This is a genomic window from Fodinicurvata sediminis DSM 21159, assembly GCF_000420625.1.
GTDB classification, from domain to species: domain Bacteria; phylum Pseudomonadota; class Alphaproteobacteria; order Kiloniellales; family DSM-21159; genus Fodinicurvata; species Fodinicurvata sediminis.
Genome location: NZ_ATVH01000011.1, coordinates 607,131 through 625,163, shown reverse-complemented (window position 1 = coordinate 625,163; position 18,033 = coordinate 607,131). Strand labels below are relative to the sequence as shown.

Genomic DNA, 18,033 nt, shown 5'->3' with positions numbered 1-18,033 from the left:
AAACCATTCTGAAAAGAGGGTCTTGCAGGATCAGCCAACCGAGCCTTCAAGGCTGATACCGACCAGTTTCTGTGCTTCCACGGCGAATTCCATTGGCAGCTGCTGCAGCACATCACGACAGAAGCCATTGACGACCAGAGCGACGGCGTCCTCTTCGCCGATGCCGCGCTGGCGACAATAGAACAGCTGGTCCTCCGATATGCGCGAGGTGGTCGCCTCGTGCTCCACGCGGCCCGAACGGTTCTTGTTCTCGATATAGGGTACCGTGTGGGCGCCGCACTTAGAACCAACAAGCAGTGAATCGCACTGAGTATAGTTGCGTGCGTTTTCCGCCTTGCCGCCGATGCGCACCAGGCCGCGATAGGTCTGATTCGAATGCCCGGCGGAGATACCCTTGGAGATGATGCGGGAGCTGGTGTTGCGTCCCAGATGGATCATCTTCGTGCCGGTATCCGCCTGCTGGTAATTGTTCGTGATGGCAATTGAGTAGAACTCGCCAACCGAATTGTCACCCTTCAGGATGCAGCTGGGATACTTCCAGGTAATGGCCGAACCGGTTTCCACCTGGGTCCAGGATATCTTGGAATTCTTGCCTTCGCAGAGCCCGCGCTTGGTGACGAAGTTGTAGATGCCACCCACGCCGTTCTCGTCGCCTGGATACCAGTTCTGGACTGTGGAGTACTTGATTTCCGCGTCATCCAGGGCAATCAACTCGACGATGGCGGCATGCAACTGGTGTTCGTCGCGCATCGGTGCGGTGCAGCCTTCCAGGTAGCTGACGTAGGAGCCCTTGTCCGCAATGATCAGGGTGCGCTCGAACTGTCCGGTGTTCTCCGCATTGATACGGAAGTAGGTGGACAACTCCATGGGGCAGCGCACGCCCGGCGGGATGTACACAAAGGAGCCGTCCGTGAAAACCGCCGAATTCAGGCAGGCGTGCTTGTTGTCCGCATAGGGCACAACGGAGCCCAGGTACTTCCGAACCAACTCCGGATGCGACTGGATAGCCTCGGAGATGGAGCAGAAGATAACGCCAACTTCCTCAAGTTTCTTCTTGAAGGTCGTGGCCACGGAAACGGAGTCGAAAACCGCGTCCACGGCCACGCCCGCCAGCATCTCCTGTTCCTTCAGCGGGATCCCCAGCTTTTCATAGGTTTCCAGAAGCTTGGGGTCGATCTCGTCAAGGGACTGTGGCTTGTCGTCGTCGGTCTTGGGCGCCGCGAAGTAGTATGCATCCTGGTAGTCGATGGGGGGGAAATTAACCTTGGCCCAACTTGGCTCCGGCATTTCCAGCCAATGACGATAGGCTTGCAGGCGCCAGTCCAGCATCCATTCAGGTTCGCCTTTCTTGGCTGAGATGAAACGGACGATGTCTTCGTTCAGCCCTTTGGGCGCCGTGTCCATCTCGATGTCGGTTACGAAGCCATGCTTGTAGCCTTCGCCCAGGTTCTTGACCTGTTCAACGGTCTCGACGCTGGCTGCCATTGTCGATCACTCCTGTCATATAACCCATAGTCAGTTGACCGGTCGCATGTCCGGTTTCTTGTCTTCATTTGGCTCGGTCCATTCGAACAGGCCCGATGTCATGTCCGAGAGGCGTACGCCGTTGAGGGCCGTGCGAATGGCACCGTTGACTTTGTCCCAGTTCCCGCGCATGGGGCAGAGCGCTTCCGATTCGCAGTGTCCAACCTGGCCGTCCACGCACGCGGTCAGCGCAATCGGGCCTTCCAGGGCCTCGATGATGTCCGCAACGGTGATTTCTTCGGGATCGCGTCCGAGCCTGTAGCCGCCGGTAGCGCCCCTCTGGGATACGATAAGCCCGTCACGTGCCAAGGCGTTGAGGACCTTGGCAACCGTAGGAACGGGTACGCCGGTTTCCTCGGCAATATGTGGCGCCGTTCGTACCATCTCGCGATTCCGCGCCATCTGGGCCAGGACCACGACGGCATAGTCCGTCAGGCGGTTCAGTCGAAACATGACCTCTCCAATCCGGAGTTAATCAGTCTGGTTTCTGATTTACGCATTGGCTCGGAAAAATCAAGCACAAACCGGATCAGTTTGGTCCGGTTTGTGTCGATTCATGTTTTTCAGCCGTGACTGCCGAGAATGGTTTCCGTTTCACCGCCCTTGTGCCGTTCAGGCAGGACTGCATGAAGGAACACGCCAACAATGGCCGCCAGAGCCATTGAGGAGACAGTGAAAGTTTCCCCGAACTGGAGGGTCGCACCACCAATTCCGATCACAAGAATGACAGAGGTAACGAGCAGGTTGCGTTTTTCGGATAGATCCACCTTGCCCTCGATCAATGTTCTCAGGCCAGAAGATGCAATTACGCCGAACAGGGCGATGGAAACCCCACCCATGACGGCTGTGGGAATCGACGATAAAAGGGCGGCTACGGTGCCGACAAATCCCAGGATGACAGCCAGCAGAGCTGCACCGCCAATCACATAGACGCTGAAGACCCGGGTAATGGCCAGCACGCCGACATTTTCCCCATAGGTCGTATTGGGTGGCCCGCCCAGCAGGGCGGCCAGCATCGTGGCAAGGCCATCACCGGCCAGGGAACGGTGCAGGCCGGGGGTGCGCAGGAAATTGCGGCCCACAATACGGCTGAGCACCACCTGGTCGCCGATGTGCTCGGCTATGGTCACGATGGCAATCGGAACCAGGACAGGCAGCACCTGCCAGGGAATGCCCTCGGCTGCCAGGAGGCCGAGGAAGCCTTCGAAATCGGGCACACGCAGGAACGAAGCCTCCTGCACCGGCGTAAAATCCACCAAGCCGACAGCCAGGGCAACGACATAGCCCACCGCAATGCCCAGCAGAATCGGTATGACAGAGAAAAATCCCTTGAGAACCAGGGTGAACACAATGATGGAAGCCAGTGTTATGGCTGCAACCAACAGGGTGGTCAGGCTGTAATCGCCGCCGCCTACGGTGTTGTCGGCCATTTCGATGGCAACCGAAGCCAGGCTGAGGCCAATGACCATGATCACGGGGCCGACCACTACGGGCGGCAAGAGGCGCATCAGCCAGCCGACACCGAATGTACGAATGGCCAGGGACACCACCAGATAGACCAAGCCGGCACAGAAGCAGCCGAACAGGGCCCCTGGAATGCCGGCCATGCTGGCAGCTGTCACGATGGGGGCGATGAAGGCGAAGGAGGACCCGAGATAAGCTGGGATACGGCCGCCTGTGACAACGAGATACAAAAGTGTCCCGAGTCCACTGCTAACCAGGGCGACGGCTGGTGGAAGCCCGGTAAGCAGAGGCACCAGGACGGTTGCCCCGAACATGGCGAAGAGGTGCTGAAGGCTGAGCAGCATCCAGGCCCCGGCCGGTGGACGTTGAGATACGCTGAGTGACCAGCTTTCCTGATCCGACATGACTTGCCCCCTTTACTTGTTGTCCCCTGTTGATCCTTCGGCAGTTGCTGCCGGTGGAACTGAAGTGCCTAGAGTGTGCCGAAAAGGCGATCCCCGGCATCGCCCAGCCCAGGCAGGATGTAAGCTTTCTCGTTCAACCTCTCGTCCAGTGCGGCTGTATAGATGGGTATATCCGGATGCGCGTCGGCAAAGACCTTCACACCCTCAGGCGCGCACACCAGGGTGACCAGACGCAGGTCTTCACGGGCCACTCCGTTGCGCAGCAGGACATCCACAGCATGGGCGGCCGAGCCGCCTGTCGCCAGCATGGGGTCGACCAGCAGCACGCGTCCCGGGTTCTCCGGCAATTTCAGGAAGTACTCATGCGGTTTCTTGGTTTCCGGGTCACGGTAAAGCCCGATGTGACCTTCACGCGCCGAAGGAATCAACTGCTGCAGCCCCTCGGCCATTCCCAGGCCAGCCCGCAGGATCGAGACAATGGACAGCGGACAGGCCAGAACCGGTGCATCCATCTCGACAAGCGGTGTCTCGATTCGTTCATGCGTCAGCGGAAGATCGCGTGTGACTTCGTACCCCAGTAGCAGCGAGATTTCGCGCAGAAGCTGGCGGAAGAGGATCGTCGGCGTGTTCTTGTCACGCATCAGGCTCAGCTTGTGCTGGAGCAACGGATGGGTGACCACATGCAGGGAGGGAAAGTCATTTTCTGTCATGGGGCCTCTTTATGATCGTTTGAAGCCGGCAAGGCAATCACCACGATGACACCGGCAAGGCTCAACAGGCTCATTATGAAATAGGCCTGTCCGTGCAGTGCGGCATAGAGCGGTCCTGCCAGGAACAGCATGCCGCCCATGGCCAGGCCACCGGTCAATGCGGCGTAGAGTGTCTGCGCCGTGGCGGCAAGTGAGACTGGCGTATGCGCCGAGATGAAATGCATCGCGCCAAGGTGCGCGGCTGCGTAGGTCAAGGCGTGCAGGCACTGCAGAAGCAGGGTTGTCTCGGCAAAAGGCAGGATTGGCGTCAGGGACCAGCGTATGCAGCCGGCCAGTCCGGCCAGCAGGAGCAAACCTTTCGTTCCGAAGCGCTTCAGGAAGAATGCACCATAGGCGAAGAAGGCAATCTCGGCGATAACGCCGATGGCCCAGAATATCCCGATTGTAATCTCGTCGAATCCTGTGCTGCGCCAATAGATGCTGCCGAATCCGTAATAGAGGGCGTGACTTGATTGCAGCAGGGCTGCTGCAACCAGGAATGCCATGAACTGCCAGTTTCCCATGAGACTGCGCAGGCCACCTATCTCGAAGTTCCGGCGCTCCGTTCTGCCGGAAGGCAGAAGTCCGGCGGTCACCAGGCAGAGACCCAGGCCAATCATGATGAGCAGAAGTATAATGTCCGATGCATTTTCTGCGATCAGCCAGCCGCCGGCCGATGACGCCAGTATGAAGGCGAGCGATCCCCATAGCCTGATGCGGCCGTAATCCAGGCCGTGCGCGCGCACCGCCGCCATGCTGCGACTGTCGCTTAGGGGGATGAGAGGGTGAAAGAGGCAGATGGCAAGCACCTGGACCGGCAGCAGGACCCAGAATCCATGTAGATAGTGGAACAGGCCAAATGTGCAGAGTGCACCTGCGGCAAGGAGGTGCGGCAGGAAGTGGCCGTAGGACCAGCGGTCTGCCACCAGGCCGAAAGCCGGGGTTGCCAGGATTCTCAGCCAGGCCGAAGCGGCAAGCAGAGTCGCGATTTCGGTGGCGCCAAGGCCGCGCCCCTCAAGCCAGAGGGGCCAGAAGGGCAGGTAGATACCAAGTGTAAAGAAGATGGCGGCCTGAAGGGCAGCGTAGGGAAAAGCCAGTCTGAAGTTTACGTGAAGGCGCACGTGATCCAGCCCTGTTACAAGGTTTCAGCGCCAGTTGCTACTTGCTGCGGCTCTGCCGAGACTTGGAAAGAGCCTGGCTCGGTGGGCTGGAGCTCAGCCTTTTCCTAAAGCTCAGCCAAAGGCCTTGAAAGCAATCAGCGTAAAGGTGTCCTTGATTCCGGGCAGGGTCTGGATCGATTCGGTCACGAAGTGCCCGATGTCGGTATCGTCATCCAGGTAGCATTTCACCATCAGGTCATACTGCCCGGATGTCGAGTGGACTTCCGAAACCTGCTCAAGATCCTGAACAAGCTCGTCGGCAACCTTGTAAGCTTGGCCAAGTTCACACTTGATCTGGACGAATATCGTTTTCATGCAACGAAGCTAGCCGAGATAATCCGGTTCGAAAAGGGCCTTGGGCTAGGGGCCACGGGCAGTTTGCGCATCCGCAGTTCAGGCGCTGGCCGTCTGGGGTACGGGGCGCAGCAGGAATGCCGGCGTGTGCTCGCCGAAAGGCGATGTGCTCTCGTCGTTTTCAAGAAGCTCCGGTTCCTTCTTGCGCGACTTGCTTCGACGCGAAGAGGTTTTCTGGGCTGCCGGCTTCTTGCCGCTCTTTGCGGACTTTTCCGCTTCCTCTTCAACAGGTTTGTCTTCAACCGCTTCGACTTCCGCTGCTTTGTCCTCAGCCTGCGGCTTGGATGCGTCGTCCTGCACCTTGCCGCCAGAGGGCTTTCGAGACTTGGCCTGTGATGTCTTGCGCTGGCTTGACCTGCGGGTTTTTGCAGCCTCTGGCTGAGCTTCCTCCTTGGCTTTCTCACTGGAGGGTGCTTCGCCTGAAAGGGAGGTCTTCTGGATCTCGAAGCCGATCAGTTTTTGGACGGCATCCAGGTACTTCTTCTCGCTCGGCAGGAAAAGGGTATAGGCCTTGCCACTGCGGCCGGCGCGTCCTGTGCGTCCGATTCGATGCACATAGTCCTCTGCATGGGTCGGGACGTCGAAATTGAAGACGTGACTCACGGCCGGTATGTCGAGCCCGCGGGCGGCAACGTCGGAACAGACGAGTATCTGTATCTCGCCATTCTTGAACGCATTGAGGGTTTCCATGCGTGCCGGTTGGGCCATGTCGCCGTGGAGCGCCTTGGCATTGAGGCCATGCCGCTCGAGCGAACGCTGGAGTGTTGCGACGTCGCGCTTGCGGTTCGAGAAGATCAGCGCGCTCTGCATCTCGTCAGCTTCCTGTTTCAGGAGCTCACGCAGGGCGGCACGCTTCTTCTTTGGTTCGGCCTCGCAGGGCAGCAGGCGCTGGGTCACCAGGGCCGCCGCCGAAGGCGGAGGTGCAACGCTGATTTCCTTGGGGTTGTTCAGGAACTTTTCGGAAAGCTTGCGAATTTCCGGGGCCATGGTGGCCGAAAAGAACAGGGTCTGGCGCAGCGGTGGCAGCAGCCCGACCAGTTTTTCGACATCCGGGATGAAACCCATGTCCAGCATGCGGTCGGCTTCGTCGATGACGAGAAGCTTGGTGTCCGCCAGCAGGATCTGGCCACGATCGAAGAGATCCAGCAGCCGCCCAGGCGTGGCAATCAGCACGTCGACGCCGCGTTGCAGCAGGTTCTGCTGGTCCTTCATGGATTCGCCGCCGATCAGCAGCGCCATGCTCAGCTTGGAATTCTTGCCATACTTTTCGAAGCTGTCGGCCACCTGGGATGCGAGTTCCCGTGTCGGCTCAAGGATGATGGAGCGCGGCATGCGGGTCTTCGCCCGGCCGCTGCTCAGAATATCGATCATGGGCAGGGTGAACCCGGCCGTCTTGCCGGTGCCCGTCTGGGCAACGCCCATGATGTCGCGTCCCATGAGGACGTAGGGAATGGCTTTCTCCTGGATGGGAGTCGGCTGATCGTAGCCGGCGTCCTTTATGGCCTGGAGTGTCTCGGAACTCAGTCCAAGCTGTTCAAATGACATGTTGACTCTTAACTGTAGGGAAGTATTGCAGCACCGTATTCAATACGGTGAGTGCGCCGAAAACGTTACGGTTTTCTGTGGCTGTGTCAAGAGAGGCCTGATATAGCCGTGCTCTAAACGAGGAATATAGTTTGCTTGTGGCTGAAATACAGCAGAAAATTTCTTGCTGATCCCTGTCACTTTTCTTTCTGTTTCATGAAGTAACAAATCCATGGTTTCTTCCGAGTTATCACGAAAAACCCTGGCCAGGGCGGAGAGCTGCCTTGTGGTGGTGGATGTCCAGGACCGTCTGGCGCCAGCCATAGCAGACAGCCAGGCCGTTCAGGATGTGACGAAGACGTTGCTGCGCGCTGCAGCAGAATTGTCCGTACCGAGCATCTTCACCGAACAATATCCCAAGGGGCTAGGGCCGACAGTTGAGCCAGTGCATCAGGCTGCAACGAACGCGTACGTGGTTAGCAAGATGACGTTTAGCGCCGCGCGTGAAACCACTTTCATGGATGTCCTGGCAGACTTGCAGTGTAGGCAAGTGCTGATCTGCGGCATGGAGACGCATGTCTGTGTTCTGCAGACTGCACTGGACTTGAGCGTCCTGGGTTATGAAGTTTACCTGGTTGCCGATGCCTGCGGCTCTCGCGATCCTATGCAAAGGGAACTCGGGCTGACACGTATGCGCCAGGAAGGCATACGGCTTGTGACAAAGGAAATGGTGCTGTTCGAGTGGCTCGAACGTGCCGGAACAGAAGACTTTCGCTCACTGCTCAAGATGATCAAATGACAGACAGAACGCCACTTGCCTTGTTGCCCGGCCTTTTGCTGGACGCCGACCTCTGGCGCCACCAGATTCAGGAATTGGCGGATCTTGCCGATATCAGGGTGGCGGACTTCAGTACCCAGGATAATGTCTCCGACATGGCCAAATCGGTCCTGGAGATGATGCCGCAACGCTTTGCGCTCGCCGGGTTGTCGATGGGGGGATATGTCGCACAGGAAGTGATGCGCCAAGCCCCTGATCGCGTTGAACGCCTGGCGCTCATGGATACGCGTGCCTGTCTGGACGAAGAAGAAGTGATCTCGCGTCGCAAGGGCTTAATGGAACTGGCGCGCAAGGGCCGTTTCAAGGGTGTGACACCGCGGCTTCTGCCCATGCTGGTTCACGAGGATCGCCTTGAAGACAAGGATCTCTGCGATCGGATCCTGGCCATGGCCGAGAACATTGGCCGTGATGGGTTCATTCGTCAGCAGCAGGCCATTCTCAATCGCCCGGATTTCCGGCCTGACCTGGCCCGGATTACCTGCCGGACCCTGGTGCTCTGTGGTCGTGAGGATCAGTTGACCCCTGTTGAAGCGCACCGCGAGATGGCCGCCGGTATCGCGGACTCACGCTTGGTGATCCTCGACCACTGTGGCCATCTGCCACCGATGGAAAAGCCGCAAGAAACCACGGCCGAGCTGCGTCGTTGGCTGACAGAAAGGGACTGAATTCACAGCGCTATCAGAGTTCTCCTATTGCAACCGCATGGTGCCGGGGTCCGGACAGAGGGTGAGCCGGGATACAGTCTCTCTCGGCTCTGTTGCACATTCTGGCAGCACCAGACCTTCGCGCTGGAAGCGGCCAACGAACTGGGCCGCCGGCATGCGGGCGATGCGCACCGCTGCTGGCGGTATGACGCTCGCAAGCAGGTCTTCGAAATCATGAATGCGCCCTGCCTGTAAACTGGAGAGGGCTGCAAGCAGGAGCTTCTCATCGTTGCTCAATTGCCGGCAGTCCGGATGTTCGATCACGATGACACCAGGAGCGGACGCGGCGAGAGTCCTCATGAAGCGGTCCAGATCACGGGTCGCATCGGACAGTCCTGCGGCCTGGGCGCCATCCTTCAGGTTGACACTGGCATGCCCTGGGTGGCGCTGGTCATCAACCCAGCTGCGCAAGAACCATATCAGGAACTGTCCTGCGAACGGCAGATCCGACAGGCGCGAGGAGTCATCGATGGGACAGTTCATGAATGGGGCCTCCGTTCAGGGTGTTGTTGTGAGAGTTGTTCGGTTGACTTGATCTTCACCGCAGTTTGAAGGCCAGCGGCACACGAAATTCCATACGCTCCCGGTCGATTTCATCGGGCGGCTCCGGCAATGGCTGTGCCCGCTCGATCATGGCCTCAACTTCACGGTCCAGAAGGCTGTGGCCCGCGCTCTGCTCTATCGAATATTCCAGTACGCGGCCTACCTGATTGATCACGAAGCGCAGGATGGCCGTGCCTTCCTGACGCCGTTGACGCGCGGCGCGCGGGTAGTCCTTGTGACGCTCGAGCCAGAGGCCGAGTTCGCCGAGATATCGTTGCAGCGCATCGGCGGTTCTGGCGTCTCCTGTTCCCGGGTTCTCTGTCTGTCCGGTTGAGCTTGTTTCAGATGCGCCGGCACCACTGTTCCCCAAGGCGGCCTGCTCTTCTTCCTGGGCGCCTTCGGTATCCTGGCTCTCTTCAGTCGAGGATTCCGGTTCTGTTGCGGGAGGGTCATTGCGTTCCTCCCGGGTTGGCTTGCGGGCCATTTGCTGGTCTTGAGGCTTCCGAGGGGGCGGCTGTTCAGGGCGGCTTCTCGCAACAGGTTCCTCAGGTCTGTCCTCTTGCGCCTCTTGCTCCTGTTCGCTGGAGACGGCCTGCGCTGTCGCGGTCTCCGGCTCACTGGCAGTGCGCGTTTCCTGCTCTGTGGCTGCAACTGTATCACTTACGTCGGCTGCCTCTGCAGCCGCCTCTGCGACTTCGGCTGCCTCTGCGATTTCTCTAGGTTCGCTAACTTCCGCCTGCTCTTCAGGCGTGGCCGTTATAGCCTCCTCCTGAGCTTGCGCCTGTTGTAGCGTTTCTTCGGGAGGCGCGGACGTCTGGACTTCCTCTGGGGGCGGGGTCTCGGATTGAGATTCCGTGACGTCACTTGCCTCAGCCATGGCTTCCGGGTTGTCTTCCTCAACCTGAACGTCTTCCGGGACGGCTTCACTTGCCTCGGTGGTGTTCTCTGGTGTGACGGCGTTGTTGGTGGATTGGACCGCGGCTTCCTGAATGTTCTCTGCGGCGGTCTGGCCGTCTCCGGCAAGATCAAGCGAGATTTGCGTCCCACCGCCGGCGAGACTGGTCTGGTTATCCTGCTGCAGACCTGAGAGCAGGAAGAATGCGAGGTGAAGCGCAAGGGCAAGTGCCAGGGCCAGAACCCAATGGCGCGGCTTTATCTGCATCAGCGCCTGCTGTTCGTTAGAAGCGTAACCTGCTCAACCCCGGCCTGCCGAAGGCGACTCATGACCTGGACCAGCCGGGCCGAATCAAGGCTGTTGTCTGCTTTCACTTCCAGATCGGCTGCCACCTTCCGCGAAAGGCGGGCAGAGATTTCTTCCTCCAGCTGTTCCAGTGCGACCTCGGTATCCTCGATGACCATTTGGCCATCTTCCGAAATAAAGAGTGTCAGGGTCTGATCCTTGGGAAGCGATTCACTGAGACTTTCGGGCGGTTCGACAGCCAGTGGATCACTTGCCGACAGCTGTCCGGCCAGCATGAAGAAGATCAGCAGCAGGAAGACAATGTTGATCAGCGGCAGGACGCCGGCTTCACTGTCGATGCTGCGAGGTCTGGGTGAGGAGATGCGCATGGCGTCTATCGTTCCGACAGGGCTATGTTGTGGCCCCCCGCAGCCGAGATCTCGTCCAGGACCCGCACGGTCTGCTGCAGAGGGACCTGGCGCATGGGGCGCACCAGGATGCGCCGATCAGGGTCCTGTTGCAGATCTGCACTGAGGGCCGCGCCAAGCTCTTCCACGGACATGCGGCGCCCTGAAAGGTCCACCTGGCCGTCCTCATGCACGCGCAACAGCATGGCACCTTCCATGCTGTTGCCGGCCGCGCTCTGAGCGGATGGCGTGCCCAGGGCGATACTGCGCCAATCCATGAAACTGGAGGCCAGCATGAAGAAAACCAGGAGGATGAAGACGATATCGATCAGAGGGGTCAGGCGTACCAGTCGGACAGCTGACCTTTTCTCTGTCTTATTCCGCAGGCTGAAGCCTCGCCCGGGAGACATCGTGGAACTGTCTGGACTCATGACTGCTTTCGACTGAATAGAAGGCGCTGGTGAATACGCGGGTGACACTGCTTTCGATGACATGGGTGCAGTGATCGACCCGGCGCTCGAACCAGCTGAGTGCGAGAATGGCAGGAATCGCAACGGCCAGGCCCACAGCTGTGGTCAGCAGGGCCTCCCAGATGCCGCCTGAAAGGACCGAGGGATTCACCTGGTTTCCGGCCAGTTCCAGTTGCTGGAAGGAGGCGATCATGCCCAGCACTGTACCGAAGAGACCGAGCAGGGGACTGAGACTGCCGGTCACCTCGAGGATGCGTAGATGTGCGCGCAGTGCGTTCAGCTTTTCGCCAGCGATACGTTCCACTTCCTCACGGATGAGCTGTTGTGAAAGGTCGGCGCGGTTCATGCCGCGGATGGCGGCTTGCAGGGGAGCTGCAGCCGGGTGCCTGGAGGCATCCAGCAGGCGCATTGCAGCAGCGGTATTGCCGTTAAGGTATTGATTGAGCGCATCATCCAGGGGACGTGTGCGAGAGAGGTGCAGCCGCTGGAATTGATAGAACTTCAGCAGAATGACACTGAATGCCACGACCGAGAGGACGAGCAAAATTGCGACAACAGGTCCGCCGGCACTCAGGATTTCTCCAAGCTCAGTGAAGGAAGAGAGAAAGCTGCCCTCTTCTTCCATCAGCAGACGCCCTGTTTCCGGGTCTGGCATTGGAAGTGCGTCTGTCTGAACGTAATTGTCGCCGTCCATTGCGATAATCCTTAGAGGGCATGCGGAAAGGCGCTACCTGGAGCGAAGCATCGTGAATGGAGGTTATTATTAGATATGCGACGCATTTTCAACGAGAATGATAGTCACTATTCCTATAGCTGTCCCTAGCCTCATAGCTTCACTACCGTGGGAACGTGCGAGACAGACTTTCTACACCAACGAAATGCGAGCCTTGCATGGACGTCATTTCTGATGCGGAAACGCTGTTGTTGCACTCGTATCGCTGTCCTCTATATTCACGGCATTATGAATTCACTGGGTTTCGACAAGGCTCCGGGCGACACACGGATCGTGGTCGCCATGTCTGGTGGTGTTGACAGTTCCGTAACCGCGGCGCTTCTGCACGAGGCGGGGTATGAGGTCATTGGCATCACGCTGCAGCTCTATGACCATGGAATGGCCGTGGAGCGGAAGGGGGCCTGCTGTGCAGGTCAGGATATCTATGACGCACGGCAGGTCGCCGACAGTCTGGGAATCCCGCACTATGTGCTGGATTACGAAAGCCGCTTTCGTGAATCGGTCATCGACGAGTTTGCCGATAGCTACCTGAACGGGGAAACGCCGATCCCTTGCGTGCGGTGTAACCAGACCGTGAAGTTCCGTGACCTGCTACAGACTGCCAGCGACCTGGGCGCCGATGCCCTGGCCACGGGCCACTACGTGCAGCGCAAGGAAGGCAAGGACGGGGCCGAGATGCACCGCGCTGTCGACCACAGCCGGGACCAGAGTTATTTCCTCTTTGCCACCACGCAGGAGCAGCTTGATTTCCTGCGCTTCCCGCTGGGCGATCTTCCGAAGAGCGAGACCCGCGCATTGGCCGAGCGCTTTTCGCTGCCTGTTGCGGAAAAGCCGGACAGCCAGGATATCTGTTTCGTGCCCAATGGCTCCTATGCACAGGTGGTGGAAAAGCTGCGCCCCGGTTCTGTGGAATCGGGCGAGATCGTGGATTTGGATGGCCGTGTCCTTGGGCAGCACAATGGCATCATCCACTACACCGTGGGACAGCGGCGTGGCCTCGGGATAGGCGGTCTTGAGGGGCCACTCTTTGTCGTGCGCCTGGAGCCCGAGACACATCGCGTCGTCGTGGGGCCGAAGGCTGCGCTGGCGCGAGACCTGGTACATCTACGCGAAGCCAACTGGCTGGGGTCCGTGCCATCCGACACAGAGGGCATGCGCGTGGAAGTCAAGCTGCGTTCGGCCCAGGAAGCCGTTCCGGGCCGTGTCCGCGTGACAGCTGCAGGTGACGGGAAGCGTTGCGAGGTCTGGCTCGACAGCCCACAGTACGGTGTTTCACCTGGACAGGCTGCGGTCTTCTATCAGGGAGATCGGGTTCTGGGCGGCGGCTGGATCGAAGCTGCGGAACTGCGCAACCTGGAAGCTGCACGTCAGGTTGCCTGACACCCTCCAGGCTCGGGTCAATTGATACCCGTCAGGCCGCTCAATCTGGAATGCCAGGGCCTGCCAGTTGACAGGGACAGCAGATCGGGCTGACTATTGGTAAGAAGCTGAAATATTTCAGCTTTGTTACAAGTCTCTGCTTTTTTTCCGTAGGATTTTCCCGTCATGCCTCTGGAACGCGAACTCAAACTGCGCCTTACGCCTGATGCAGTGCGGCGGTTGAGGCAACATCCTGCCATTGCCGAGAAGGTTCGTGGAAGAGCACTCAGCGAGCGTTTGGCCAACAGTTATTTTGACAGTCCGGAAGGCCGTTTAAGGGAACTCTCAGCTGCTTTGCGTATCCGCCGCAGTGGCACAGAACGACGGCAGACACTCAAGATCCTGAAATCGGAGTATGCCCATCTTCTTGGCAGCAAGGGGAGGACCAAGGATAAGGCAGGGGACGGCCCCCTGCATAGTTACCTGGAATTCGAGGGGCTGATCGAAGGAGACCAGCCCGAGCTTGGGCGTATCGACGATTCCGGCTTGCGGAGTGCTCTCGAGGGCGAAGGGCTCTTCGCGAGGCTGGAGCCAATTTTCACAACCGATTTCCATCGCTACAGCCGCTTGCTGGTAGAGGGTGAAAGTGAGATCGAACTCTCAATTGACGAGGGTGAGATCAGAAGCGCAGACCAAGTTGACTCCCTTTGCGAGGCCGAACTGGAGCTTAAATCAGGTCGGGTTTCAGACCTCCTGACATTGGCGCTTCAACTGGCAGAGATCGAACCCTTCTCTCTGGAAACACGTACCAAGGCCCAACGCGGATACGCTCTCGCCCAGACGGGTAACAGCTTGAAACCTGATTTCGGCAGTAAACCTGCCCTGAACAAGAAAGCTACCGTGCGCGAAGCCTTCGAACAGCTCGCCGGGGCGGGGATGTCCCACTTGCTGGGCAATGTGGCGGCCGTGTTGGAGAAGGGCAGCCCCCAGGCCCTGCATCAGCTGCGTGTCTCCGTTCGTCGCTTGCGTGCTCTCTTCAAGATCCATGAACCCTTGTTGCCTGCCGGGACCTATAGCTGGTTTGCGGGTGAATTGCGCTGGTTACAGCAGGAACTGGGACCAGCACGCGAATGGGATGTCTTCATGGACGAAACGCTGACTTCGCTGCGGAAAAGGGTGCCACGGGAAGCGATGGATGGACTGGGCCGATTGCGCAACCAGGCACAACGGCGCCGGACCAGGGCCTACAGCCGAGCTCGAGGCAGTTTGCAGGACTCGCGTTTCCTGATCTTGATCCTGCAGCTCCAGCTGTTTCTGGAAAGCGGGGATTGGGCGACTGGCGATAGCCAGATGAAGGTCCGGACTTTCAGCAAGGATGTGTTGGACAAGCGTCTCAAGAAGTTGCGCAAGCTTGCCCGGAACCATGCAGCCATGAAGGAGGAAGATCTTCACGAGATTCGCATTGCCGGGAAGAAGCTGCGTTATGCGATCGAGTTCTATCGCTCGCTCTATCCGCGTAAGCAGGTAAAGGCCTATTCGTCTTGTCTTGTGTCCTTGCAGGACAGTCTTGGAACGCTCAATGATGCTGTGACAGGTCGAAGGCTACTCGGTGAGCTGGAAACATCAGGACATGCGCCTTCCTATGCTGGTGGTCTCGTACAGGGCTGGCAGGCCGGGCTGATTGAACGTGATCTGCAGGACTTCGTGACGATCTGGAAGCAGTTGGAAAAGCAATCCCCCTTCTGGAGGTTGTGACATTAGTCCTGAACATCGCGCGGCTTGAGGAACAATTCCAGGCGGCCCGTTCCTTCCTGCAGCAGGGACCACGGGGTTTCCGGAAAGCTTAGCAGCACAAAGGCAGCGGTTGGCAGCTTGCGGGACAGATGCGTGATATCCTCCGGCTGCTGTGCCGTGCTGCAAAGTCTGAGGCAGAGCTCATGGAGTCCAGGATTGTGCCCGATCAGCATCACGCGCTGCGCCTGTTCATCCGCTGCCTTGCAGAACTGTAGCAATGCGTCGGCGGATGCCATGTAGAGGGCTCTGGTGACCGTGAACGGAATGGTCTTGTCTCCGAACCATTCCGGTGCCAGCAAGGACCAGGTTTCGCGCGTGCGTTGGGCATCGGAGCAATAAACCCGGTCAGCCGCGAGGCCACGCTCATGCAAGGCGCGGCCCATGGCGTGCGCGTTCCGGCGGCCGCGCTTGGTCAATGGACGCTCGATATCGCCCAGTTCGGGGTTGTCCCAACTTGACTTGGCATGCCGAAGAACGAGGAGCTGCTTCAAAGTGAAGGCTTTATCCAAATCGTTGGTGGAGGTGCGCTATCTCTGCGATCTGTTATCTTACTGTAGTCAAAGGTTGCTATAAATCCGATAGTGAAACGCTTTGGACAAAGCTGAAAGCGAGAAGGGCGTGACGGAAAGCCAGACATCCGCCAGCAAGGAAGAAATCCGAGAAGCCGAGCGCGCACAGGCCACGCCAGAAGACTGGCCGGACGCGGAGTCTCCCGAACGCTTCATCAATCGAGAACTCTCATGGCTGGCCTTCAACGAGCGTGTCCTGGACGAGGCCTTCAACACGAAGCATCCTCTTATGGAACGCCTCCGCTTTCTGTCGATTTCGTCCAGCAATCTAGATGAGTTCTACATGGTGCGCGTTGCCGGCCTGAAGGGACAGGTGGGCGCCGGCGTGAAAAGTCTCAGCCAGGAGGGATGGACACCTGCACAGCAGCTTGCCGCCATCAATGCACGTACGCAGAAGCTGATGCATCGTCAGCAGACATGCTGGATGGAATTGAAGGATGCTCTGCGCGAGGAGCACATCCAAGTCTTGTCCCGGGAGGAATTGACGGAACGTGACCGTGATTGGCTGACTGACTATTTCAGCCGGCAGCTGTTTCCCGTACTGACCCCCATTGCCATCGATCCGGCGCATCCTTTCCCATTCGTTCCGAACCTTGGCTTCGCGATGGTTCTGCGCCTCATTCGGAAAGAGGCGGAAGAGCCGATGACCGGCTTGATCCTGATGCCACCACAGAGTGAGCGTTTCGTACGTCTACCGGGCAAGACATTGCGGTTTGTACGGATCGAGCAGATTGTGCGCCTGCACCTGCATCATCTCTTCCCGGGCATGGAAGTGAAGCAGGCCGGTGTCTTCCGTGTCATCCGCGACAGCGATGTGGAAATCGAGGAAGAGGCCGAGGATCTGGTGCGCGTGTTCGAGTCTGCACTGAAACGCCGCCGTCGGGGCTCGATCATCCGCCTGACCGTGGATCAGGGAATGCCGAATGACCTGCGCGAGTTTATCGTATCGGAACTGGAGGCCTCGCCGGACGATTTGTTCCAGTTGAGCGGTCTGCTGGGCTTGGCGGATACATCCCAGTTGCTGACGGATGAGCGCCCGGACTTGCTGTTTGCGCCCTATACAGCTCGCTTTCCCGAACGCATCCGTGACTATGACGGGGACTGTTTCAAGGCGATCCAGGCAAAGGACATCATCGTCCATCATCCCTATGAATCCTTCGATGTGGTTGTGCAGTTCATTCGCCAGGCGGCTGCCGATCCGAACGTTGTGGCAATCAAGCAGACGCTTTATCGCACTTCTGAGGACTCACCCGTCGTCAAGGCACTGGCTGAGGCGGCCGAAGCTGGTAAATCCGTCACGGCCCTGGTGGAACTTAAGGCGCGTTTCGATGAGGAGCGCAACATTCGTTGGGCGCGAAACCTGGAGCGCTCGGGTGTCCAGGTGATCTATGGCTTCATCACGCTGAAGACCCATGCCAAGGTTTCCCTGATCGTCCGTCGCGAAGGCGGTGGCCTGCGATCCTACGTTCACTTCGGGACCGGCAACTATCATCCGATCACGGCCAAGATCTATACCGACCTCAGCTTCTTCACAGCGGATCCAGCACTTTGTCGCGATGCGGCGCGCCTGTTCAACTTCATGACCGGTTACGCCAACCCTGGCGAACTGGAAAAACTGGCGGTAGCGCCAGTCAACCTTCGCGAGACCCTGGCAACCTATATCGATCGCGAGATTGACTTCGCGAAAGAGGGCAAACCCGCTGCAATCTGGGCAAAAATGAATTCCCTTGTGGACGGTGGCATCATCGACAAGCTCTACGAAGCCTCCCAGGCGGGTGTCCAGATCGACCTCGTAGTACGTGGCGTCTGTTGCCTGAGGCCCGGCATTCCTGGTTTGAGCGAGAACATTCGCGTGAAGTCGATTATAGGACGTTTCCTCGAGCATTCGCGTATTCTGTGTTTCGGGAACGGGTATCAACTGCCGTCTTCGCATGCCCAGGTATTCATATCGTCGGCCGACTGGATGCCGCGCAATTTGAACCGAAGAGTGGAAACACTTGTGCCCATCGAGAATCCCACGGTACATGAACAGGTCATGGGCCAGGTGATGGTGGCCAACCTGAAGGACGAGACGCAGAGCTGGATCATGCAGCCAAACGGCGATTACCGTAGAAAGCAGGCAAGCGAGGATGATTTCAGTGCCCAGGCCTTTTTCATGACCAATCCAAGCTTGTCGGGGCGAGGCAGTGCACTCAAGAAATCGCGCAAACCTGGCGCCAGTTTGATCATCAACGAGAAATAGCGACTTCCACATGCC

18 protein-coding genes are annotated in these 18,033 nt (G+C 58.4%); 5 read left to right on the top strand and 13 right to left on the bottom strand.

What is annotated here, in order from left to right; all coding sequences use genetic code 11:
- Nucleotides 1-30 precede the first annotated feature (30 nt).
- The 7 genes from sufB to G502_RS0104285 all read right to left on the bottom strand — a co-directional run bounded on the left by sufB (nt 31) and on the right by G502_RS0104285 (nt 7,200).
- A complete protein-coding gene (sufB, locus tag G502_RS0104315; protein WP_022727433.1) occupies nt 31-1,485 on the bottom strand; it encodes a Fe-S cluster assembly protein SufB in 1,455 nt (484 codons plus the stop codon).
- 30 nt (nt 1,486-1,515) lie between these two features.
- On the bottom strand, nt 1,516-1,977 hold the full coding sequence (locus G502_RS0104310) for an SUF system Fe-S cluster assembly regulator (RefSeq protein ID WP_022727432.1): 462 nt from the start codon (nt 1,975-1,977) through the stop codon (nt 1,516-1,518).
- Between the two features lie 110 nt (nt 1,978-2,087).
- Nucleotides 2,088-3,392: a solute carrier family 23 protein gene (locus G502_RS0104305; RefSeq protein WP_022727431.1), complete on the bottom strand. Its 1,305-nt coding sequence runs from the start codon at nt 3,390-3,392 to the stop codon at nt 2,088-2,090.
- 68 nt (nt 3,393-3,460) lie between these two features.
- Nucleotides 3,461-4,102, bottom strand: a complete 642-nt coding sequence (upp, locus tag G502_RS0104300) for a uracil phosphoribosyltransferase (protein WP_022727430.1) — start codon at nt 4,100-4,102, stop codon at nt 3,461-3,463.
- A complete protein-coding gene (locus G502_RS18615) occupies nt 4,099-5,262 on the bottom strand; it encodes an MFS transporter (RefSeq protein ID WP_022727429.1) in 1,164 nt (387 codons plus the stop codon). Before G502_RS18615 ends, upp begins: the two co-directional genes overlap by 4 nt.
- Nucleotides 5,263-5,373: 111 nt before the next feature.
- On the bottom strand, nt 5,374-5,616 hold the full coding sequence (locus tag G502_RS0104290; protein WP_022727428.1) for an Lrp/AsnC ligand binding domain-containing protein: 243 nt from the start codon (nt 5,614-5,616) through the stop codon (nt 5,374-5,376).
- A 78-nt stretch (nt 5,617-5,694) separates the two neighbouring features.
- Entirely contained in the window at nt 5,695-7,200 is a 1,506-nt protein-coding gene (locus G502_RS0104285; protein ID WP_022727427.1) for a DEAD/DEAH box helicase, read from the bottom strand.
- Nucleotides 7,201-7,465: 265 nt separating this feature from the next.
- Here G502_RS0104285 and G502_RS0104280 point away from each other — a divergent pair, with 265 nt between their 5' ends.
- Together G502_RS0104280 and G502_RS0104275 are read left to right on the top strand one after the other, a co-directional pair.
- On the top strand, nt 7,466-7,978 hold the full coding sequence (locus G502_RS0104280; RefSeq protein ID WP_245560707.1) for a hydrolase: 513 nt from the start codon (nt 7,466-7,468) through the stop codon (nt 7,976-7,978).
- Nucleotides 7,975-8,682, top strand: a complete 708-nt coding sequence (locus G502_RS0104275) for an alpha/beta fold hydrolase (protein WP_022727425.1) — start codon at nt 7,975-7,977, stop codon at nt 8,680-8,682. The genes G502_RS0104280 and G502_RS0104275 overlap by 4 nt, the downstream gene beginning before the upstream one ends.
- 24 nt (nt 8,683-8,706) lie before the next feature.
- Here G502_RS0104275 and G502_RS0104270 read toward each other — a convergent pair whose 3' ends face one another.
- From G502_RS0104270 to G502_RS18605, 5 genes are read right to left on the bottom strand one after another with little or no spacing between them, the layout of a single operon-like run.
- A complete protein-coding gene (locus tag G502_RS0104270; RefSeq protein ID WP_022727424.1) occupies nt 8,707-9,204 on the bottom strand; it encodes a hypothetical protein in 498 nt (165 codons plus the stop codon).
- A gap of 55 nt (nt 9,205-9,259) precedes the next feature.
- On the bottom strand, nt 9,260-10,426 hold the full coding sequence (locus G502_RS21315; protein WP_022727423.1) for an energy transducer TonB family protein: 1,167 nt from the start codon (nt 10,424-10,426) through the stop codon (nt 9,260-9,262).
- Entirely contained in the window at nt 10,426-10,833 is a 408-nt protein-coding gene (locus tag G502_RS0104260; RefSeq protein ID WP_022727422.1) for an ExbD/TolR family protein, read from the bottom strand. Before G502_RS0104260 ends, G502_RS21315 begins: the two co-directional genes overlap by 1 nt.
- 5 nt (nt 10,834-10,838) lie before the next feature.
- Complete coding sequence (locus G502_RS0104255; protein WP_022727421.1) at nt 10,839-11,261, bottom strand: ExbD/TolR family protein; 423 nt, start codon at nt 11,259-11,261, stop codon at nt 10,839-10,841.
- Nucleotides 11,227-12,015: a MotA/TolQ/ExbB proton channel family protein gene (locus G502_RS18605; protein ID WP_022727420.1), complete on the bottom strand. Its 789-nt coding sequence runs from the start codon at nt 12,013-12,015 to the stop codon at nt 11,227-11,229. Before G502_RS18605 ends, G502_RS0104255 begins: the two co-directional genes overlap by 35 nt.
- Before the next feature lie 267 nt (nt 12,016-12,282).
- Between G502_RS18605 and mnmA the strand changes: the two genes are divergently transcribed.
- Both mnmA and G502_RS0104240 read left to right on the top strand, forming a co-directional pair.
- On the top strand, nt 12,283-13,434 hold the full coding sequence (gene mnmA / locus G502_RS0104245) for a tRNA 2-thiouridine(34) synthase MnmA (RefSeq protein WP_022727419.1): 1,152 nt from the start codon (nt 12,283-12,285) through the stop codon (nt 13,432-13,434).
- Nucleotides 13,435-13,599: 165 nt separating this feature from the next.
- The gene (locus G502_RS0104240) at nt 13,600-15,168 is read left to right on the top strand and encodes a CYTH and CHAD domain-containing protein (RefSeq protein WP_022727418.1); all 1,569 of its coding nucleotides are present in this window, start codon (nt 13,600-13,602) and stop codon (nt 15,166-15,168) included.
- 2 nt (nt 15,169-15,170) lie between these two features.
- Here G502_RS0104240 and G502_RS0104235 read toward each other — a convergent pair whose 3' ends face one another.
- Nucleotides 15,171-15,698: a SixA phosphatase family protein gene (locus G502_RS0104235; RefSeq protein ID WP_026989050.1), complete on the bottom strand. Its 528-nt coding sequence runs from the start codon at nt 15,696-15,698 to the stop codon at nt 15,171-15,173.
- A gap of 163 nt (nt 15,699-15,861) precedes the next feature.
- Here G502_RS0104235 and G502_RS18600 point away from each other — a divergent pair, with 163 nt between their 5' ends.
- A complete protein-coding gene (locus G502_RS18600; protein ID WP_040487667.1) occupies nt 15,862-18,018 on the top strand; it encodes an RNA degradosome polyphosphate kinase in 2,157 nt (718 codons plus the stop codon).
- Nucleotides 18,019-18,033: the final 15 nt, after the last annotated feature.